Origin of the sequence: Sphingomonas sp. LY29, from assembly GCF_035593985.1 — a bacterium.
Classification (GTDB): Bacteria; Pseudomonadota; Alphaproteobacteria; order Sphingomonadales; family Sphingomonadaceae; genus Sphingomicrobium.
Genome location: NZ_CP141587.1, coordinates 198,186 through 218,657, shown reverse-complemented (window position 1 = coordinate 218,657; position 20,472 = coordinate 198,186). Strand labels below are relative to the sequence as shown.

Here is a 20,472-nt window from a genome sequence, read left to right as displayed (position 1 = left end):
CGGTGGTCGTGCGGGGCGCCGGCCGAAGGATCAGACGAACTCGATCTTGGAAATTTCGTAATAGCGGTCGCCGGCAGGGGTCGAAACTTCGACTTCCTCGCCCTTCTGCCGCCCGATCAGCGCACGGCCGAGCGGCGAATTGTAGCTGATCCGGCCGACCTTGGCGTCGGCCTCGGTCTGGCCGACCAGCTGATATTTGATTTCCTTGTCGTCCTCATCGAGCAGCGTCACCGTCGCACCGAACACGACCTTGTCGCCGCTCAGCGTCGTCGGATCGATCACCAGCGCGCGCGCCAAGCGATCTTCGACATCGGCCAGCATCGCCTCGACCTGACCCTGACGCTCCTTGGCGGCATGATATTCGGCATTTTCGCTAAGATCGCCGTGGGCACGCGCTTCCTCGATCGCGTCGATGATCTCCGGCCGCTCGAGCTTGAGGCGCTTGGCCTCCTCGGTCAGCTGGCGGTGGCCCTCGGCCAGCATCGGCACCTTTTCGCTCGCCATTTCGTCCGTCCCCTTGCCAAAATCCGCCCCGGCGCCGGCCAATGAGGCGGCGCTCGACCGGTCGGATTGTGATGAAAAACCTATCTGGAGGCGGAATAATAGGACTGGAGCGACCGGACTTCAAGCGCATGCCCCCGAAGCGCTCCGATCGCGTTCGCCACCGCGACGCTCGCCGGCGTCGTCGTGAAGTACGGAATCTTCGCCTTCAGCACCGCTTCGCGGATCGCCTGGCTGTCCTTCAGCGACTGCCACCCCTCGGTCGTGTTGAAGGCCATCGCCACGTCGCCGTCGACGATCCGGTCGACGATATGCGGCCGACCCTGCGCCACCTTGTTGACCTTTTCGACCGGCAAACCCGCCTGTTCCAGGTGCGTCGCCGTCCCGCCGGTCGCGATCAGCGTGAAGCCAAGCTCGACCATCTTGCGCGCCGCGACGACGATCGCATCCTTGTCGCTGTCCTTCACCGACACGAATACCGCGCCTGCGGTCGGCAGCACGATCCCGCCGCCCAGCTGCGATTTGGCGAAGGCAATATCGAAATTGTCCGAAATCCCCATGACTTCGCCGGTGCTCTTCATTTCGGGTGACAACACCGGGTCGGTCCCCGGGAACCGCGCGAACGGGAACACGCTCTCCTTCACCGCGACGTGCGCGATATCACGATCGATGGCTTCGAAGTCGCTCAAGGACGCCCCCGCCATCACTCGCGCCGCAATCTTCGCGATCGGCCGCCCGATCGCCTTGGCGACGAACGGCACCGTCCGGCTCGCGCGCGGATTGACCTCGATCAGATAGACCTCGCCGTCCTTGACCGCGAACTGCACGTTCATCAGCCCGCGCACTTCAAGCGCCAGCGCCAGCGCGCGCGTCTGCCGCTCGATCTCGGCAATGATGTCGGCGCCCAGGCTGTACGGCGGGATCGAGCAGGCGCTGTCGCCCGAGTGGACCCCGGCTTCCTCGATATGCTGCAGGATCCCGGTCACCGCGACCTCGGCCCCATCGCAGATCGCGTCGACATCGACCTCGATCGCGTCGCGCAGATAGCGGTCGATCAGCACCGGCGAGCTTCCCGACACCTGCACCGCGGTCGCGATGTAGTGATCGAGCTGCTCGGGCCCGTCGACCACCTCCATCGCCCGCCCGCCGAGCACATAGCTTGGCCGCAGCAGCACCGGATATCCGATCCGCGCCGCCACCGCGACCGCCTCGTCGCGGCTGCGCGCAAGCCCATTCTCGGGCTGGCGAAGACCAAGCTTGTCGACCAGCTTGGCAAACCGCTCGCGGTCTTCGGCCAGGTCGATGCTGTCCGGGCTCGTCCCCAGGATCGGATAGCCCGCCGCCTGGATTTCCTCGGCCAGCTTGAGCGGCGTTTGCCCGCCCAACTGCACGATCACCCCGACCAGTTCGCCCTTCTCGGATTCGCGCCGGAGAATCTCGAGCACGTCTTCCGCCGTCAGCGGCTCGAAATAAAGCCGGTCCGACGTGTCCGGATCGGTCGACACGGTCTCGGGATTGCAGTTGACCATGATCGTCTCGAAACCCGCATCCTTCAGCGCGAAGGCCGCGTGACAGCAGCAATAATCGAACTCGATCCCCTGCCCGATCCGGTTCGGCCCGCCGCCCAGGATGACGATCTTGCGCCGGTCGCTGATGTCGGCCTCGTCCTCGGCCTCGCCGAACGTCGGCGCCTCATAGGTCGAGTAGAGATAGGGCGTCGCCGCATCGAATTCCGCCGCGCAGCTGTCGATCCGCTTGTAGACCGGACGTACGCCAAGCTTCAGCCGCGTCGCGCGCACTTCGTCGGCGGTCACGCCGCCGGTCATCGCGCGCAGTGCGTCATGGACGATGCCCGAACCATAGGCGGCTGCCTCGCTCATTTCGCGCCCGACGTGTGCCGAACGAAGCGCAAGTTGCGCCAGCCGCGCATCCGAAAAGCCCATCGCCTTGAGCCGACGCAATCCCTCGGCCTCCTGCGGAATGCCCTCGGCGCGAACCTGCTCCTCCGCCGCCACGATCTCCGCCAGCCGCTCGAGAAACCACGGGTCGAACCCGGCGATCTCGTGGATCCGCTGCACCGAAAAGCCGTGGCGAAGCGCCTCGCCCGCGATCATCAGCCGATCCGGGGTCGCCCGCGCCAGCGCATTCTCGATCTCCGCCGGGGTTGCGTCCTCAAGCTCGCGCACGCGGTCGAGCCCGCACAGCCCAACTTCCAGCCCGCGCAGCGCCTTCTGCAGGCTCTCGGCGAACGACCGTCCGATCGCCATCACTTCGCCGACCGACTTCATCGCGGTCGACAGCAACGGCTCGGCGCCCTTGAATTTCTCGAAGGCGAAGCGCGGGATCTTGGTGACGACATAGTCGATCGTCGGCTCGAATGACGCCGGGGTCGCGCCGCCGGTGATGTCGTTGGCGATCTCGTCGAGCGTGTAGCCGACCGACAGCTTCGCCGCGACCTTGGCAATCGGGAAGCCCGTCGCCTTCGACGCCAGCGCCGACGACCGCGACACGCGCGGGTTCATCTCGATGACGATCATCCGCCCGGTCTTCGGATCGACCGCGAACTGCACGTTGGAACCGCCTGTTTCGACACCGATTTCGCGAAGCACCGCGATCGAAGCCGACCGCATCCGCTGATATTCCTTGTCGGTCAGCGTCAGCGCCGGCGCAACCGTGATCGAATCGCCGGTATGCACCCCCATCGGGTCGATGTTCTCGATACTGCAGATGATGATGGCGTTGTCGGCGCGGTCGCGCACAACCTCCATCTCATATTCCTTCCAGCCGAGCAGCGATTCTTCGATCAGCACCTCGGTGGTCGGACTGGCGTCGAGGCCGGATCGAACGATCGCCTCGAATTCCTCGCGGTTGTAGGCGACCCCGCCCCCGGTCCCGCCCAACGTGAAGGACGGACGGATGATCGACGGCAGGCCCGTCCGCTCCAGCACCGCCAGCGCCTCATCCAGGCTGTGGGCGATCCCCGACTTGGCCGAATCGAGCCCGATCCGGTCCATCGCGTCACGGAACTTGATGCGGTCCTCGGCCATCTCGATCGCGTCGGCATTGGCACCGATCAGCGTGACGCCAAGCCGCTCGAGCGTGCCGTCCTTGGCAAGGCTCAGCGCGGTGTTGAGCGCGGTCTGCCCACCCATCGTCGGCAGCAAAGCGTCAGGCTTTTCCTGCTCGATGATCTTGGCGACCACCTCGGGCGTGATCGGCTCGATATAGGTCGCGTCAGCCAGTTCGGGGTCGGTCATGATCGTCGCCGGGTTCGAATTGACGACGATGACCCGATAGCCCTCTTCCTTCAGCGCCTTGACGGCCTGACTTCCGGAATAATCGAACTCGGCCGCCTGGCCGATGACGATCGGCCCGGCGCCGATGATCAGGATCGAGGAAATGTCGGTCCGACGGGGCATTAGCGCATCATTCCTACGAATTTTTCGAACAGGTAGAAGCTGTCCATCGGCCCCGGGCTCGCCTCGGGGTGGTACTGGACGCTGAATGCTGGGCGGTCGGTCAGTTCGATCCCGCAATTGCTGTCGTCGAACAGGCTGACGTGTGTCTCGCGGACCGTGTCGGGAAGGCCGTCGCGCTCGACCGCAAAGCCGTGATTCATGCTGGTGATCTCGACCGCGCCGTCGCTCAGCCTTTTGACCGGATGATTAGCCCCGCGATGCCCTTGGAACATCTTGGCGGTCTTTCCGCCGACCGCTAGCGCGAGCAGCTGATGACCAAGACAGATGCCGAAGAGCGGCTTGTTCGTCTCCAGCAGCTTGCGGATCAACGGCACGGCATAGGTGCCCGTCGCCGCCGGATCGCCCGGCCCGTTCGACAGGAAGAAACCGTCGGGCGACAGTGCCATGATCTCGTCATAGCTCGCCCCTGCCGGCACCACCGTCACCCGCGCCCCGGCCTCGACAAGGTTGCGAAAGATGTTGCGCTTCGCCCCATAATCGATCGCCACGACATGGGGGACCTTATCCCCCTCCCGTTCGCGGGAGGGGTCAGGGGAGGGAATGTCGGACGAAGGCGCAGCACCGGCATACCCCACCCCCAACGACCATTTGCCACCACTCCACGCTTCGACCTGCGCGCGCGATACGTCCTTGGCCAGATCCATGCCCTCCAGCCCCGGCCATTCGCTCGCCAGCTTCTGCAGCGCGTCGAGGTCGAACTCGCCCTTGGCATTGTGCGCGATCGCCACCGTCGGCGGCCCCTCGCGCCGCACCAACCGCGTCAGCGCGCGCGTATCTACGCCTGAAATTCCGATCCGCCCGGTGGCGGCCATCCATGACGGGAAATCCTGCCCGGAGCGGAAGTTGGACGGCGACGTCACCGCCTCGCGGACGATCGCGCCGACCGCATGCGCCGCGTCGGCCTCATGGTCCTCGTCGTTCGCGCCGACATTGCCAATGTGCGGAAAGGTGAAGGCGATCACCTGCCGCGCATAGGACGGGTCGGTCATCACTTCCTGATATCCGGTCATAGCGGTGTTGAAGCACAGCTCGGCCACCGCCTGTCCCTCGGCGCCGAAACCCCGGCCCCAGATCGTGCGCCCGTCGGCGAACATGATCACCCCGGTCGCCCCGGCGGGAACCGCCGATGCGCGGCGCGCGGAAAAGGAACGAGGAATGGCCAAGCAAGGGGCTCCTGCACGTCGAAAAACCGGCGATGTCGCTAAGCGATGGGCGCTAGGCCGGTTGGACCGCGACGTCAACGCTGTGAAAGCGTGCGTCCAGCCGCTAACAGGGCACTTTCACGCTCAACCGAAACGGGATCACGATGATACGCGACGATATCAAGACCGCATTGGTCGCTGCCATGAAGGGCGGGGACAAGGCGTCGACCGGCACCATCCGGATGATCAGCTCCGCGATCAAGAACCGCGACATCGAACTGCGCACCGCAACGACCCAGCCCGACGACGACCTGCTCGTCACTGAAGTGCTCCAGAAGATGATCAAGCAGCGCCGCGAATCGGTCGAAATGTACAAGGCCGGCGGCCGCGCCGAACTCGCCGCCACCGAAGAATCCGAAATCGGGGTAATCGAACGCTTCCTGCCCACCCAGATGGACGAAGCCGATGCGAGCGCCGCGGTCCAGGCGATCATCGCCGAACTTGGCGCCTCGTCGATGAAGGACATGGGCCGAGTCATGGCTGAAGTAAAAACCCGCCACGCAACCAGCATCGAACCGGCAAGGGCGAGTGCGCTGGTGAAAGCCGCATTGGCCGGCTGAACGAACAAAGCCCCTCCCGCTGGCGGGAGGGGTTGGGGAGGGCCTGTTGATCGACAAAGCCCACGACCGATCGCAAACCTTACGCTCGCGCATCTTGCGGAATTTGCCCACGCCAGCGGAAGCGATGCTCTGGCGCAGTCTTAGGAACCGACAGGTCGAGGGCGTCCGGTTTAACCGGCAGGTGCCGATCGGACCATTCATTTGCGACTTCGTCTCGCGCTCGGGCAAGCTCATCATCGAAGTGGATGGCGGGCAGCACGCAATCAATCTTGCGACGGATAATGCGCGCACCCATTTTCTGCAGACGAAGGGCTATCGCGTCCTGCGTTTCTGGAACAACGAGGTAGCGGACAACATCGAGGGCGTGCTTCAGGTGATCGTGCAGGCATTGAAGAACAGTCCCTCCCCAACTCCTCCCGCCAGCGGGAGGGGCTTCTGACCCTCTCCCCCCAGTTCCTCGACGAATTGCGCGCCCGCACCACGCTCAGCGCAATCATCGCGCCGTCAGTGAAGCTCACCAAGGCGGGGCGTGAGTTCAAGGCGTGCTGCCCGTTCCACAATGAGAAGACGCCCAGCTTTTACGTCAACGACGAAAAGCATTTCTATCACTGCTTCGGCTGCGGCGCACATGGTGACGCCATCCGCTTCCTCACCGACGCGCGCGGCCTGCCCTTCATGGACGCGGTCAAGGAACTGGCGGGAAAGGCGGGCATCGACGTCCCCGCTCCCGATCCCCGGGCGCAGGAGCGGCAGGACCGCGCCAATTCGCTTCACGACGTCATGGCCGCGGCTCAGGCCTGGTTCGCCGAACAATTCGACGGAGTCGATGGCGGCGCGGCGCGGGCCTATCTCAAGCAGCGCGGCATCTCCCCCGCGACCCGCACGAAGTTCGGCTTCGGCTTCGCCCCCGACACGCGCGGCAAGCTCAAGTCCGCGCTGGCGTCGTTCGGCGTCGACAATCTCGTCGAGGCGGGACTGCTCATCGCCCCCGACGACAACCGAGACCCCTACGATCGCTTCCGCGGCCGCCTGACCTATCCGATCAAGGACCAGCGCGGCCGGGTGATCGCGTTCAGCGCGCGGATCCTCGGCGCCGGCGAGCCCAAATATCTCAACTCTCCCGATACGCCGCTGTTCGACAAAGGCCGCAGCCTGTTCAACATCGACCTCGCCAGCCCCGCGAGCCGGAAGGCGGGCCGCGTGCTCGTCGTCGAAGGGCAGATGGACGTCATCGCGCTCGACCAGGCCGGGATCGGCGAAGTCGTCGCGCCGCTTGGAACCGCGGTGACCGAGGCACAACTGGAACGCCTGTGGCGGCTCGAGCCCGCCCCGATCTTCTGCTTCGACGGCGATTCCGCCGGGGTGAAGGCCGCCGTGCGCGCCGCCGTCCGCGCCCTTCCCCACCTTGCCCCCGAACGGACTCTGCGCTTCGTCGCTCTTCCCTCGGGTCAGGATCCCGACGACCTCGTCCGCTCGGGCGGCCGCGCGGCGATGGAAGAACTGCTCGCCAAGGCCGAACCGCTCGTCGAGCGCCTGTGGCGGCATGAGGTCGAGGCTGCTCCGCTCGATACGCCCGAGGCGCGCGCGGGCCTGAAGGCAAGGCTGATGGATCATGCCGCGACCATCGCCGATCCCAGCCTGCGCCAGCTATATCGCGACGAATGGCTCCAGCGCTTCGACGCGCTCGTTCGTCCAAATGCCGGAACGCGTGGCTCCTTTTCGCCGCGCGCCGCATGGAAAAAGGGCAAGGACGGCCGCTTCGCCCCGCCCCCTCCGCCGCCCGGCGAGGCCGCGCGCGCGATCGGCGCCGACAGCGGCAGCATCGACCGCGCCACTGCCCGCGCGCTGGTGCTCGGCCATGCGCTTTTCCCGCAGGCGATCTACGATCACGTCGAAGCACTCGCCGCACTGCCGATCGACGACCGCGCCGCCGCAACGGTGCGCGACCGGATGGTCGATCTTGCGCTCGCCGGCGAGGAACTTGATCGCGACGCGCTTGCTCCCATATTGATGGGCGAGGAGACAGGCGCCGCCTGGCGCGACGTTTCCAAAGGCGGCGATATCGGCTTTTCCTTCACCCAGCGCGACTGCGATCCCGGCCAGGCCCGGCGGGATCTGGCGCATGCGATGGAAGCGTTGATGGCGACGCGAGAGATTGACAGGGCGCTGGCTTCGGCCACGCAGCGTCTGAAGGCGGGCGACGACTCCGCCTTCGAGGAACAGCAGCGGCTCCACGCTTCGCGCGGGGCCATGAAGGAACGACTGGCTAACTTGGCCGGCAATGAGTAAGCGGCACCCCCATATGGCGAAGAACGACACCCAGGACACTGAAACCGAGACCGGCGACGCGCCGCTCATCGATCTCAACGATGCGTCGATCAAGAAATTGGTCGCCCGTGCCAAGAAGCGCGGCATCATCACCATCGACGAGATCAATGAGGCGCTGCCCCAGGATCAGAACGAGGCCATCGAGGACCTCATGTCGACCCTGTCCGAAATGGGCGTGACCGTTGTTGAGAATGACGACAGCGACGACGAGGACGCCGAGAAGGAACAGCCCGAGGAAGAGGTCGATCCGCTCGACGACGGCGGCCCGCGCCCGGCTGCCGCGGTCAAGAAGGAAGCCGTCGACCGCACCGACGATCCCGTCCGCATGTACCTGCGCGAGATGGGCGCGGTCGAGCTGCTCAGCCGCGAGGGCGAAATCGCCATTGCCAAGCGCATTGAGGCCGGCCGCGACACGATGATCTGGGGCCTGTGCGAAAGCCCGATCACCTTCAACGCCATCATCGAATGGTCGAACAACCTCAACGAAGGCACGATGCAGCTGCGCGAGATCCTCGATCTCGAGGCGATGCTGTCGAAGGGCCCGACTCCCGACCAGATCGCCGCCGGCGAAGACGGCGACGATGACGAGATCAGCGAGAAGAACGCCGGTCCGACCATCAAGGAGGATGAGGAGCCCGTCGAGGAGGAAGCCGCCGCCGACGACGAGGACGAGCTCAACGAGCGCCGCCCCCGCCCCGCCGAGGAAGAGGAGGAGGACAACACCCTCTCCCTCGCCCAGATGGAAGAGGCGCTCAAACCCGTCGCGCTCGAGAAGTTCGCCTCGATCACCGGCCTCTACAAGAAATTCTCGAAGCTTCAGCAGGCGCGCCTCGCCGCGCTCGGCGCCGGCGACGCCTTCCCGGCCGCCGACGAGAAGAAGTATCAGAAGCTCTCCGAACAGCTCACCGCCGAGGTCGAGAGCGTGCAGTTCCACGCTGCCAAGATCGAATATCTCGTCGATCAGCTCTACGCCTACAACCGCCGCCTGACCGCGCTCGGCGGCCAGATGCTCCGCCTGGCCGAGCGTCACCGCGTCCCCCGCCGCGCCTTCCTTGACAGCTACATGGGCAACGAGCTCGACGACGGCTGGCTCGCCCGCGCGTCGAAGATCGACAAGAAGTTCGCCGCCTTCGCCTCCGCGGAGGCCGACAGCGTCGAGCGCATCCGCGGTGAAATCGCCGAGATCGCGCAATCGACCGGCATGGCGCTCCCCGAGTTCCGCCGCATCGTCAACCAAGTCCAGAAGGGCGAACGCGAAGCGCGCATCGCCAAGAAGGAAATGGTCGAGGCGAACCTGCGCCTCGTCATCTCGATCGCCAAGAAATACACCAACCGCGGGCTGCAGTTCCTCGACCTCATCCAGGAAGGCAACATCGGCCTGATGAAGGCGGTCGACAAGTTCGAATACCGCCGCGGCTACAAGTTCAGCACCTATGCCACCTGGTGGATTCGCCAAGCGATCACGCGCAGCATCGCCGACCAGGCGCGCACCATCCGCATCCCGGTCCACATGATCGAAACGATCAACAAGCTGGTCCGCACGAGCCGTCAGTTCCTCCACGAAACCGGCCGCGAACCCACGCCCGAGGAACTCGCCGAGCGCCTGTCGATGCCGCTCGAAAAGGTCCGCAAGGTGATGAAGATCGCCAAGGAACCGATCAGCCTCGAAACCCCGATCGGCGACGAGGAAGACAGCCACCTCGGCGATTTCATCGAGGACAAGAACGCCGTCATCCCGGTCGACGCCGCGATCCAGGCGAACCTGAAGGAAACCGTCACGCGGGTGCTGGCGTCGCTAACGCCGCGCGAGGAGCGCGTCCTGCGCATGCGCTTCGGCATCGGCATGAACACCGACCACACGCTTGAAGAGGTCGGGCAGCAGTTCTCGGTGACTCGCGAGCGGATTAGGCAGATCGAGGCCAAGGCCTTGCGGAAGCTAAAGCATCCGTCGCGGAGCCGGAAGATGAGGTCGTTTCTCGACCAATAACGCTAGCGAGGCCTTGTCCGATAGACCGTCGGGGTCGAAAATCCCGCTTCCGCCGCTGCCGCGGTCACGTGGCTGCTCGCCGCCAGCGCGTTGAAGAAAATCTCCTCGGCCTCGTCCGACCATTGCACCCATTGGTCCGCACCTTTTGCGTGCGCCCCGTCGGCCCGACCCGGACCCGGCTCCCCACCGGTCCCGATCGCCCACCCTTCTTCGTCCAACCCATCACCGCCTCCGCCCGTCAAACGACGGAGCAATTGTTTCCCTACATTTCAAGCGAAGACGAACCGATGTGGTTCGCTTGAGTGCCCGAGTGCAATCGCGGGCTCGCGCCAGCGAGCGCGATTGCACGAAGAGAGCACGAAAGGCGGCCAGTCTGCGCGCGCTAGGGCGAGCAGACTGACGTCACGGGATTCACTCCCGTGACGGCCCCCACGCGAAAACGAACCTTAGTAATTCCCACCAACCCTTGGGGGAAAAATCCCCCAACCCCCGCACCTACCCCACCACGACCCACTGTATTCCCACGCTTTTTCCAACTGGCACGCCGCTTGCTTCTATCCAGTCACAATCCACCGGCACTGATGCCGACACGAAAAAGGGACAAGACATGGCGACCAGCAACCTCCTCCTCCGCAACGACACCGTGCTTGGCGTGTGCGAAGGCCTTGGCCGCGATCTCGGCTTCAATCCGCTGTGGCTCCGCCTCGCCTTCATCGGCCCGCTGTTCTTTTTCCCCCTCGCCACCATCGGCGTCTATCTCGGCCTTGGCGTGATCGTTGCGCTCGCCAGCTTCGCCGCGCCCGACCGCGCCGTTCCGACCGCCACGGTCGAACGACTCGACCAGCCGGTCCAGGCCGAGGCGGCATCCGACGACGATCTTCGCCTCGCCGCGTAAAAACTGGTCGAAAGCGGCCCGGAATGTCCCGTTTCGGGCCGCTTCTTAACCTCCCTCACCAAAACCTTATGCGCGCCTAAACCCCCTCTTTACCCACGCCCCCTACAAGCGACCCAACGACGACAAATCGAAACGGGAGAGTGCGGGACATGGCAATCGAGCGGGCAGTCGAGCCACAGGCGGTCACCCCCGCCGGCGCCCAGCGGGCGCGGGTCGAAGCGCTTGGCTCCGCCGCGCATCCCTATGCCCGCCGTCTCGCCACCGCTGCCGGTCCCAACGCCGCGCGCGACCTCGCCGATTTCGTCCATTTGTTCTGCTCGCTCTACGGTCGCCATCCCGGCCTGATCGAGCTTGCGCTCGCCCGCTGCCCCGCCGGCCCCGTCCGCGACTGGCTGCTCGAAGCGTCCGACGCCTATGAACGTGAGCGTCTCTATCTCGTCCGCCTCACCGCCGCGGTCGGCCCGCTTCCCTCGACCCCCGGCGCGGCCGAGACCGAGGCCGTCCTCGCCTCGCAGCGCCATGCCATCGAAACCCTCGCCGGTTCCGAACGCGGCGGCTGCGCGCTGGGCGCCGCGACCGCGCTGATCGGCGATTGGCCGGTGATTCGCGCCGCGCTCGACCGCGCCGCGACCCGCATGGGGCTCGACGTCCCCGCGCTCCGCCTCTCCGACGCCGACGCCATCGCCGCCGTCATCGACGCCGGCGTGTCGGGCATGGCGGCCGAACGTGGCCTCGGCTTCGGCGGCGAGCAGCTCTTGCTCCAGAACCGCGGCCTGTTCGACCTCCTCGAAGCCCGCGCCGCCGCCCGCGGCGACGACTAGACTTGGAGTCCGGGCGGCCATAGGGCTGGCCCATGATCCGCTTCGAAGGCACTGCCGACTACGTCGCCACCGACGACCTCAAGGTGGCGGTCAACGCCGCCGTCACCCTCCGCCGCCCCTTGCTCGTCAAGGGCGAGCCCGGCACCGGCAAGACCGTGCTGGCCGAACAGATCGCCGAGGCGATCGGCGCGCCGCTCATCAGCTGGAACATCAAGTCGACCAGCCGCGCCCACCAGGGCCTTTACGAATATGACGCGGTCGCGCGGCTTCGCGACGGGCAGCTCGGCGACCCGCGCGTGCACGACATTTCCAACTACATCCGCCGCGGCAAGCTGTGGGAAGCCTTCACCGCGCCCAAGCTCCCCGTGCTGCTGATCGACGAGATCGACAAGGCCGACATCGAATTCCCCAACGACCTCCTGCAGGAGCTCGATCGGATGGAATTCCACGTCTACGAAACCGGCGAGACGGTAAAGGCGGTCGACCGCCCCGTCGTCGTCATCACCTCGAACAACGAAAAGGAACTCCCCGACGCGTTCCTCCGCCGCTGCTTCTTCCACTACATCCGCTTCCCCACCCGCCAAACGATGACCCAAATCGTGGAGGTGCATTTTCCGGGGATCCAGAAGATGCTGGTCAGTCGGGCGCTCGACCTATTTTACGAGGTGCGCGAGGTGCCGGGGATCAAGAAGAAGCCATCGACGAGCGAATTACTCGACTGGCTTAAGTTGATCTTGCACGAGGACATGCCACTGGAAGTTCTGCAGGACCGCGATCCGACGAAGGCGATTCCGCCATTGCACGGCGCGCTGCTTAAGAACGAGCAGGACGTAATGCTGTTCGAGCGCCTGGCGTTCATGGCTAGGCGCAAGGTCTGACCTACTCGTCGCGGTAGGCGAGTTCGAAGTTGCCCCACCGACGTCCCTTGAACGACAGCGGGACGAACACGTTCTTCACCGGAATATACTTGTCGCCAAGCTCCATCCGGTAAGTTGCGAGCATCGCCGGCTTGTCGCTGTTGCAGGCGTTGCGCGTGGTTTCGTCCATGAAGATACGGCGGTTGCGGCAGTGCTCGTCGTTCCACACCGGATCGGGCCCTGGGCGATGGCAACGCTCGCTGAGGTGAGTTGGTAAGTAGCCGTCGAGATTGGTGATCGCCGAGCCGATGATGCGCGGCTCGCGCGCCTTGAAGCGGTCGAGCAGCGGCCGAACGTAAAGGTCCGCGAAATCCGCGAAGCCGTTGTCATACTGGACGGGATCGGTCCCCTCGATCGGCACATAATTGCGATCGAGCACCTGGGGCAGCCCAATCTCGCCCGCGTCGATACCCTTTTCGACCGCGGCAGTGATTGCTCGAGCGGCTTGCTGGGCGAGCAGGATCATCGGCGTGTCGTCAATCTCGGCGCCTGAATTGGCAAGCGTGTCGAGCATCGTGTTTGACAGCAATTCGAGATGCGAGAGTCGCTTCTGCGCCTTGACAAGCTGACCGCCGTTATCCCGCGCGCCGCCCGCGAAGTCGCTGAGGCCCGCCTTCACGCGGTCGACGCTGGTCTGAATCAAGCTGGTCGAGTGCGCAATGCCTTCGGTCTGTCGATCGACCATGCTGACGATCTCGGTCACTTCGTGAACGGTGTCGCTGATCTGGCCGAAGCCTGCCTGCGCCGCGCGGCTGCGCTCGACGCCCGTCTTGATCTCGCTGGTGACCGCGCTGGCTTCCCGCGTCAGTTCACCGATGGTCGAGGCGATCTGGCTGGTCGCCGCGCGAGTATCATGTGCGAGTTTCTTCACCTCCGCGGCCACAACCGCGAAGCTGCGGCCAGCGTCGCCGGCGCGCGCAGCCTCGATCGTCGCGTTGAGCGCAAGCATGTTGGTCTTGCGGGCGATGGTTTCGATGGTCGAAGAGACGCTCTGCACCTGGTGCATGGCGGTCGCAAAGCCGGCCATGCGATCGCCGAGTTGGACGACAAGCTCGGTCAGGCCCTTGAAGCCCTTGATCGTGTCCTCGATCGCTTCGCGACCCGCCTCGAGTTTGGCCTTGGCCTGCTCGGACAGGAGGCGTGCCTCGTCGGTCGAATCGCTTACCCGCGCCTGATCGGCGAGCAGGCGCGTGGTGACGTCCTCAAGCCCGTCGAGCGTTTTCATATGCTCGTTGATGCGCGTCGCGACGTCTTCGACGTAACCGGCGACGTCACTGCATTCGATCGACAGCGACCCGCAATCGCGCGCGACCACGCGGATTGCGTTCTCGGTAATTTCCTCGATGCCCAGCGTTGCCATCTGCCTGTATTTCCCACTCGGTCGGTGTTCGTTGGCATTGGCGTAGCGACGATGTCCTAAAGGCGAGTTAACCAGAGCGCGCCCTCGACTTGCACCGTGGCACGCGTCATGGATCGCCGATGTTCATTTCCTTCGTCGAAGCATTGCGGAAGGGCGGCATTCCCGCGTCGCTCAAGGAGCATCTGCTGCTGCTCGAAGCTCTCGATGCCGACGTCATTCAGAACGACCCCGAGCAATTCTATTATCTCGCCCGAAGCGTGTTCGTTCACGACGAGAGCCAGCTTGACCGGTTCGACCGAGTGTTCGGCACCGTTTTCAAGGGCGCGCTTTCGACCGGCGAGGAGCTGCACGCCGACATCCCCGAGGAATGGCTGAAGCTGATCGCCGAAAAGTATTTGTCGCCCGAAGAAATGGCGAAGATCCAGTCGCTTGGCTCATGGGACGAGATCATGGAGGCGCTTCGGCAGCGGCTCGCGGAACAGGAAGGTCGCCACCAGGGCGGTAACAAGTGGATCGGCACCGGAGGCACCTCCCCCTTCGGTCACGGCGGGTACAATCCCGAAGGCGTGCGCATCGGCGGTCCGGGCCGTCACGGCCGTGCGATCAAGGTATGGGAGCAGCGCGAATTCCGCGACCTCGATGGGGAGCGGGAATTGGGAACGCGGAACATCAAGATCGCGCTTCGCCGCCTGCGCCGCTTCGCGCGCGAGGGCGCCGCGGAGGAGTTGGACTTAGACGGCACAATTGAAGGCACGGCGCGGCAGGGATGGCTCGACGTACGCATGCGTCCCGAACGACATAATGCGGTCAAGCTGCTGCTCTTCCTGGACATCGGCGGATCGATGGATGGCCACGTCAAAGTCGCTGAAGAGCTGTTTTCCGCCTGCCGGACCGAGTTTAAGCACCTGGAGCATTTTTACTTCCACAATTGCATTTACGAAGGCGTGTGGAAGGACAATCGGCGACGTCATGTCGAAAAGACGCCGACGCTCGACGTGCTTCACAAGTTTGGCCGCGACCATAAGCTGGTCATTGTCGGCGACGCCGCCATGAGTCCGTACGAGATCAGCCATGCCGGTGGTTCGATCGAGCATTATAACGAGGAAGCGGGCGCGGTGTGGCTGAAACGGCTGACCGACGCCTACCCGTCAGCGGCGTGGATCAACCCGACACCCGACACCTATTGGGGCCACTCCGCATCGACCGCGCTGATCAAGCGGCTGATGGACGAGCGGATGTACACGCTGACGCTGGAGGGCCTCGACGAGGCGATGCGAGATCTGAGCCGGAAACGGTAGAACTCGCTCAGTAGAGCAAGAAGGGTTTCCTCTCGATTTCCCACGCTTCCTCGTCAGGGATCGTCAGCGCATCAAGGTCGCCGGGAGCAGCCGCCGAATCGTCGACCCATTCGCGGAGGGCCGGTCCGCCGTTGATGACGTCAATCGGGAGTTTTCCGAACGCATACTCGTACGGGAAGTCGCGCCACAGGTCGTAGTCGGGGAATAGCGTGCGGATCGCCTTGAATGCGAGCGCCTGAACTCGCCACGGCTTGAACGCCTCATGGTCGTAGGCGTTGCCCTCGGCGTGGATTTGGACGCCGTTACAGAGCTGCCCGACGTGCTTGTGGAAGGTGGGCTCGAACCAGATCTCGCGGAGCGTGCAGCCGTCGAGCCATTGCGGAGCGAGGTCGTGCATCACCTTGATGACGGCGCGGGCGTCGATGTCGGGTGCGCCGAACAGTTCGAGCGGACGGGTCGTTCCCCTGCCTTCGCTGAGCGTGGCGCCTTCCAGCATCACGGTGCCCGCGTAGCATCGTGCCATGTTGAGGTTCGGGGCGTTGGGCGAGGGATTGATCCACAGGCGATCGGTCGGCCATCCGAAGCCGGGTGCTTTGTTGGGTCGATAGCCTTCCATCTCGATCACGCGATAGTCGACGTCGATGTTGAAATGATCGACGAACCAATGGCCAAGCTCGCCGAGCGTCATGCCGTGCCGCATGGGGATCGGGCCGGCACCGACGAAACTCTCCCAACCCTCGCGCAGGGTCAGCCCCTCGGTCGGGCGACCCGCGGGATTGGGGCGGTCGAGGACCCACACGCTCTTGCCATGCTCGGCCGCGGCTTCGAGCATGTAGAGCAACGTCGTGATGAAGGTGTAGATGCGGCAGCCAAGATCCTGGAGGTCGATCAGGATGACGTCGCTTCCGGTCATCATCTGCCCGGTCGGTCGGCGGACTTCCCCATACAGGCTGTAGACCGGGATTTCGTGGACCGGATCGATGAAGTCTTCGCTCTCCATCATATTGTCCTGCTTGTCGCCGCGCAGGCCGTGTTGGGGACCGAAGGCGGCGGACAGCTTGACGTCACCGAGCGCGGCGAGCGCGTCGAGGCTGTGGTGCAAATCGCGCGTGACCGAAGCCGGATGCGCAACCAGCGCGACGCGCTTTCCCGCCAGCGGTGCCCGCAGCGCGGCGTCGGCGAGCAACCGTTCGATGCCGAATTTCATTGTCCGTCGACTCCATCAAGAAACATGGCGCGCGTCGCCTCCGCGTGAAAGTCGGGCGCGCCGGGGGCAAAGGCGAGCGCCCAGTAGCGCAGTTGACCGTCACGCTCTTCGATCACGGCGGTAAGCGCGACATGGGCGGGATTGGGGATTTCGGATCGCACCGTAGCGATGAGGGATAACCCGCTGGAATCACGAGAACATTCAATGTCGACGTCGGCGAGTGCTTCACGCATTCCAGCACGGTGCGCGTCGAATTCGTACGCGGCCCACTGCGTTGAGGGAGACAGGTTGAATTCTCGGTACGCGCTGCCCTCACCCTGCACGAACAATTCGAAGCACGTATGCCGCCATAGGTCGTCGGTGCGTTCCGGGGCGGCTGGGTCGGGCACGACCAATTCGTCGATCCTGCCGATTGCGCGAAAAGTGGCGATCACGCCGCCATCGATCCGGACGATCTCGCCATCGACGGCATGAATTGCGCCGGGCGGCGTATCGGGGTGGCGGACGAGGAGCGTCATCGCCGTCGCTATCGCGTGCCGCTTGCCGCCGCGCAAGTCGCACTTGGGACCGGCGCGATGCGCTGCTAATGCCGCGCGCCATGACGTTTCAATCCACGCTGCTGCGCCTGCTCGACGAGCGAGGCTATATCCACCAAGTGACCGACGCCTCCGCGCTCGACTCGCTTGCCTCGTCGGAGGTGATCAGCGGCTACATCGGGTTCGACCCGACGGCGCCGTCGCTCCATGTCGGCAGCCTGGTCCAGATCATGATGCTGCGGCGGCTGCAGCAGGCCGGACATCGACCGATCGTCCTAATGGGCGGTGGGACGGGCAAGATTGGCGATCCAAGCTTCAAGGACGAAGCGCGCAAGCTGATGACCGATGAGGTGATCGCTGCCAATGTCGCATCGATCCGACGCGTCTTCGATCGCTTCCTGACGTTCGGCGACGGTCCGTCCGATGCAGTGATGGTCGACAATGCCGGATGGCTCGACGAGCTTCGCTACATCCCGTTCCTGCGCGAGGTCGGGCAGCATTTTTCGATCAACCGGATGCTGAGCTTCGATTCGGTCAAGCTGCGCCTCGACCGCGAGCAATCGCTGAGCTTCCTCGAATTCAACTACATGATCCTGCAGGGCTACGATTTCCGCGAGCTAGCGCGGACGCGGGGATGCCGCTTGCAGCTTGGCGGGTCGGACCAGTGGGGCAACATCGTCAACGGCATCGACCTGACGCGCCGCATGGAAGGGATGGAGGTGTTCGGGGTCACCACGCCGCTCATCACCACCGCCGATGGTGGGAAGATGGGCAAGACCGCCAATGGCGCGGTGTGGCTCAACGCCGACCAACTCAGCGCCTACGACTATTGGCAGTTCTGGCGGAATACCGCCGATGCGGACGTGGTTCGCTTCCTGAAGCTGTTCACCGACCTACCGCTTGAGCGGATCGAAGAACTTGGTCGGCTCGAGGGCCAGGCTATCAACGACGCCAAAATCGTCCTGGCGAACGAAGCGACGACGTTGCTGCATGGCGCGGACGCCGCGGCGAGCGCCGAGGCGACCGCACGCGACACATTCGCGAGTGGCGGTGCCGGCGGGGACTTGCCCACCCTGACCGTAGCGGAGGGCTCGATCGGGATCGTCGCGGCGCTGACCGGGCTCGGCTTCGCGGCGTCGAATGGCGAAGCGCGCCGGAAGATCGAGGAAGGGGCGGTCAAGGTCGACGGCGTCGCCGCGACGGACATCAAGGCACAGATTGCGGTGAACGCGCCGGTCAAGATCAGCCTGGGCAAGAAGAAGCACGGGCTGCTGACGCCTTAGCCGCTTCGTAGCAAGCCGACCGCCGCGTCGCGTTCGAACAGGTAAAGGCAGAGGCGCGCGGCTTGTCCCCGCGGTCCTGCGAGGCCGCCATCGCGATCGAGCAGCAGTCGCGCATCGCCCTGCGCGATGGGGGCCAGTTCGGCGACTTCTTCGGGCGTGGCGACGCGGAAGCCCTGCTCCCCTGACTGGCGCGTACCGAGGACCTCGCCGGGGCCGCGCAGGCGGAGATCCTCTTCGGCGATGCGGAAGCCGTCGTTGGTCTCACGCATCAGGGCAAGCCGTGCCCGCCCCGTCTCGCTGAGCGTTTCGCCGCGGAGCAGGACGCAGCGGCTTGCACCGGTCCCTCGACCGACCCGGCCGCGAAGCTGGTGAAGTTGGGCCAAGCCGAAACGCTCGGCGCCTTCGATGACGATCAGCGTCGCGTTTGGCACGTCCACCCCGACTTCAATGACGGTCGTCGCCACCAACACACCGACATCGCCCGCCGCGAATGACGTCATGACGCTATCCTTGTCGGGACCTTTCATTCGGCCATGGACGAGACCGACTGCGTCTTCGCCGAAACGAGCTCGCAAGGTGGCGGCGCGCTCCTCGGCCGCAGCCGCATCGACCGTCTCCGATTCCTCGACCAGCGGGCAGACCCAGTACGCCTGCCCACCCGCGGCAAGGTGGCGGCCAAGCCCCTCGACGACCTCCGACAGTTTATGGTCCGCGACGACCAGCGTCTCGATCGGCATTCGCCCCGGGGGCATCTCGTCGATCCGGCTGACGTCCATTTCGCCATAGTGGGTCAAGGTCAGCGTCCGCGGAATGGGCGTGGCGGTCATGGCGAGCAGGTGCGGCGGGTGTGCCGCCTTCTCGCTGAGCAGCAGGCGTTGCGACACGCCAAAGCGATGCTGCTCATCGATCACGACGAGCCCGAGGCGATGGTAGGTCACCGCCTGCTGAAAAATGGCGTGCGTCCCGACGAGGATATCGGCTGTCCCGCCCGCCAGTCCCATTAGCACCGCTTCCCGAGCCCGCCCCTTTTCGCGCCCGGTCAGGATCGCAACACGGACGCCCAACGCCTCGCATTGACGTTGAAGCGTGGCGTAATGCTGTCGCGCGAGGATCTCGGTCGGGGCGAGCATTGCGGCTTGCGCGCCTGCCTCGACCGCTTCCAGCATCGCCATCAGCGCGACTAGCGTTTTGCCCGAGCCGACATCGCCCTGCAGCAACCGGAGCATGGGACGATCCTGTGCCATGTCGCCGCGAATTTCGTCGATCACGCGCGCCTGCGCGTTCGTCAGCCGATAGGGAAGCTGAAGGCGGTTCGTCAGTCGGCCATCGCCCTGGAGCGGCACGCCGCGCTTTCGTCGGGCGACCTGCCGCAGCAACAGCAGCGCCAACTGGTTGGCGAAAATCTCGTCATACGCCAACCGTTTACGCGGCGTCGCTTCGTCGGGATCCTGATGGGCCGAGGCGAGCGAAGACCGCCACGCCGCCCAACCGTCGCGCGCAAGTTGCGACGGCTCGATCCATTCGGGCAGGTCTGGCGCTCGCTCCAGAGCGGTCATCGCCAGCTCGCGCATCCGCTTGTTCGAGATACCCTCGGTGAGGCCGTAGACCGGCTCTCGCAAGGCGATCCCGGCATCCGCTTCCGGATCGAGGACATCGGGGTGGACGATCTGCCACTGATCGCCCCAGGCATCGAGTTTGCCAACGATCGTCCGCGCTTCACCGAGCGGAAGCTGTTTCCTTGCCCACCCGGGATTGTTGAAAAATGTCAGGGTGATCGTGTTGCCGGCTGAATCGCTGGCGAAAATCCGCATCGGCGCTCTGCCGGCGCCTGCGCGGATGTCGAACGGCGTCACCTCAAGAATGACGATCCGACCGAGCAGGCTTCCATCGGCCGCAGGCGCAGCGATTCGATCGATCGTCCCGGTTGGCAAATGGTAGATAAGGTCGAGGGCACGTGTAATGCCGAGCCTTGCCAGCGCCTTGGCAATACCCGGACCGACGCCCTTCAGGGTTTCGACCTCGGCGAACAGGGGATTAAGGACGTCGGGGCGCATCGCCGCACTCTAGCAACCGTGCTGCTCACTGCCTACATGAGCAC

Annotated in this window: 17 protein-coding genes; 9 read left to right on the top strand and 8 right to left on the bottom strand. The window is 64.8% G+C overall.

Annotated features, from left to right (window positions below; genetic code table 11):
* Positions 1 to 30: 30 nt before the first annotated feature.
* From greA to carA, 3 genes are all read right to left on the bottom strand, one after another.
* Positions 31 to 504, bottom strand: coding sequence for a transcription elongation factor GreA (greA, locus tag SH584_RS01080; protein WP_322840594.1), 474 nt, complete (start codon positions 502 to 504; stop codon positions 31 to 33).
* An 80-nt stretch (positions 505 to 584) separates the two neighbouring features.
* Positions 585 to 3,920 carry a carbamoyl-phosphate synthase large subunit gene (carB, locus tag SH584_RS01075; RefSeq protein ID WP_324807876.1) on the bottom strand — a complete coding sequence of 1,112 codons (3,336 nt, stop codon included), beginning with the start codon at positions 3,918 to 3,920 and terminating at the stop codon, positions 585 to 587.
* Positions 3,920 to 5,074 (bottom strand): glutamine-hydrolyzing carbamoyl-phosphate synthase small subunit, encoded by a 1,155-nt coding sequence (gene carA, locus SH584_RS01070; RefSeq protein ID WP_324809415.1) that lies wholly within the window; start codon positions 5,072 to 5,074, stop codon positions 3,920 to 3,922. The genes carB and carA overlap by 1 nt, the downstream gene beginning before the upstream one ends.
* Positions 5,075 to 5,286: 212 nt before the next feature.
* Between carA and SH584_RS01065 the strand changes: the two genes are divergently transcribed.
* Genes SH584_RS01065 through rpoD form a run of 4 tightly spaced genes read left to right on the top strand, consistent with a single transcriptional unit; the run spans position 5,287 to position 10,057 of the window.
* Positions 5,287 to 5,742, top strand: coding sequence for a GatB/YqeY domain-containing protein (locus SH584_RS01065; protein ID WP_324807874.1), 456 nt, complete (start codon positions 5,287 to 5,289; stop codon positions 5,740 to 5,742).
* 46 nt (positions 5,743 to 5,788) lie between these two features.
* Positions 5,789 to 6,181 (top strand): endonuclease domain-containing protein, encoded by a 393-nt coding sequence (locus tag SH584_RS01060; RefSeq protein ID WP_324807872.1) that lies wholly within the window; start codon positions 5,789 to 5,791, stop codon positions 6,179 to 6,181.
* Complete coding sequence (gene dnaG, locus SH584_RS01055; protein ID WP_416385157.1) at positions 6,178 to 8,031, top strand: DNA primase; 1,854 nt, start codon at positions 6,178 to 6,180, stop codon at positions 8,029 to 8,031. Before SH584_RS01060 ends, dnaG begins: the two co-directional genes overlap by 4 nt.
* 13 nt (positions 8,032 to 8,044) lie before the next feature.
* Positions 8,045 to 10,057, top strand: coding sequence for an RNA polymerase sigma factor RpoD (rpoD, locus tag SH584_RS01050; RefSeq protein ID WP_324807870.1), 2,013 nt, complete (start codon positions 8,045 to 8,047; stop codon positions 10,055 to 10,057).
* A gap of 2 nt (positions 10,058 to 10,059) precedes the next feature.
* Here rpoD and SH584_RS01045 read toward each other — a convergent pair whose 3' ends face one another.
* Entirely contained in the window at positions 10,060 to 10,275 is a 216-nt protein-coding gene (locus SH584_RS01045; protein ID WP_324807868.1) for a hypothetical protein, read from the bottom strand.
* Between the two features lie 389 nt (positions 10,276 to 10,664).
* Here SH584_RS01045 and SH584_RS01040 point away from each other — a divergent pair, with 389 nt between their 5' ends.
* The 3 genes from SH584_RS01040 to SH584_RS01030 all read left to right on the top strand — a co-directional run bounded on the left by SH584_RS01040 (position 10,665) and on the right by SH584_RS01030 (position 12,651).
* Positions 10,665 to 10,952: a PspC domain-containing protein gene (locus tag SH584_RS01040; protein WP_324807867.1), complete on the top strand. Its 288-nt coding sequence runs from the start codon at positions 10,665 to 10,667 to the stop codon at positions 10,950 to 10,952.
* Between the two features lie 149 nt (positions 10,953 to 11,101).
* Positions 11,102 to 11,773: a DUF6975 family protein gene (locus tag SH584_RS01035; RefSeq protein ID WP_324807865.1), complete on the top strand. Its 672-nt coding sequence runs from the start codon at positions 11,102 to 11,104 to the stop codon at positions 11,771 to 11,773.
* A gap of 35 nt (positions 11,774 to 11,808) precedes the next feature.
* Positions 11,809 to 12,651: an AAA family ATPase gene (locus SH584_RS01030; RefSeq protein WP_324809411.1), complete on the top strand. Its 843-nt coding sequence runs from the start codon at positions 11,809 to 11,811 to the stop codon at positions 12,649 to 12,651.
* 1 nt (position 12,652) lies between these two features.
* Here SH584_RS01030 and SH584_RS01025 read toward each other — a convergent pair whose 3' ends face one another.
* The gene (locus SH584_RS01025; protein WP_324807863.1) at positions 12,653 to 14,050 is read right to left on the bottom strand and encodes a methyl-accepting chemotaxis protein; all 1,398 of its coding nucleotides are present in this window, start codon (positions 14,048 to 14,050) and stop codon (positions 12,653 to 12,655) included.
* A gap of 119 nt (positions 14,051 to 14,169) precedes the next feature.
* On the opposite strand from SH584_RS01025, the gene SH584_RS01020 reads away from it, so the two are divergent.
* On the top strand, positions 14,170 to 15,348 hold the full coding sequence (locus SH584_RS01020) for a vWA domain-containing protein (RefSeq protein ID WP_324807861.1): 1,179 nt from the start codon (positions 14,170 to 14,172) through the stop codon (positions 15,346 to 15,348).
* A 7-nt stretch (positions 15,349 to 15,355) separates the two neighbouring features.
* Here SH584_RS01020 and SH584_RS01015 read toward each other — a convergent pair whose 3' ends face one another.
* Both SH584_RS01015 and SH584_RS01010 read right to left on the bottom strand, forming a co-directional pair.
* A complete protein-coding gene (locus tag SH584_RS01015) occupies positions 15,356 to 16,555 on the bottom strand; it encodes an exo-beta-N-acetylmuramidase NamZ family protein (RefSeq protein ID WP_322840607.1) in 1,200 nt (399 codons plus the stop codon).
* The gene (locus tag SH584_RS01010; protein WP_324807858.1) at positions 16,552 to 17,073 is read right to left on the bottom strand and encodes a DOMON-like domain-containing protein; all 522 of its coding nucleotides are present in this window, start codon (positions 17,071 to 17,073) and stop codon (positions 16,552 to 16,554) included. The genes SH584_RS01015 and SH584_RS01010 overlap by 4 nt, the downstream gene beginning before the upstream one ends.
* An 80-nt stretch (positions 17,074 to 17,153) precedes the next feature.
* On the opposite strand from SH584_RS01010, the gene tyrS reads away from it, so the two are divergent.
* Positions 17,154 to 18,374: a tyrosine--tRNA ligase gene (gene tyrS, locus SH584_RS01005; RefSeq protein ID WP_322840609.1), complete on the top strand. Its 1,221-nt coding sequence runs from the start codon at positions 17,154 to 17,156 to the stop codon at positions 18,372 to 18,374.
* On the opposite strand, the gene recG is transcribed toward tyrS, so the two are convergent.
* Entirely contained in the window at positions 18,371 to 20,428 is a 2,058-nt protein-coding gene (recG, locus tag SH584_RS01000) for an ATP-dependent DNA helicase RecG (protein ID WP_324807855.1), read from the bottom strand. The genes tyrS and recG overlap by 4 nt on opposite strands.
* Between the last annotated feature and the right edge of the window lie 44 nt (positions 20,429 to 20,472).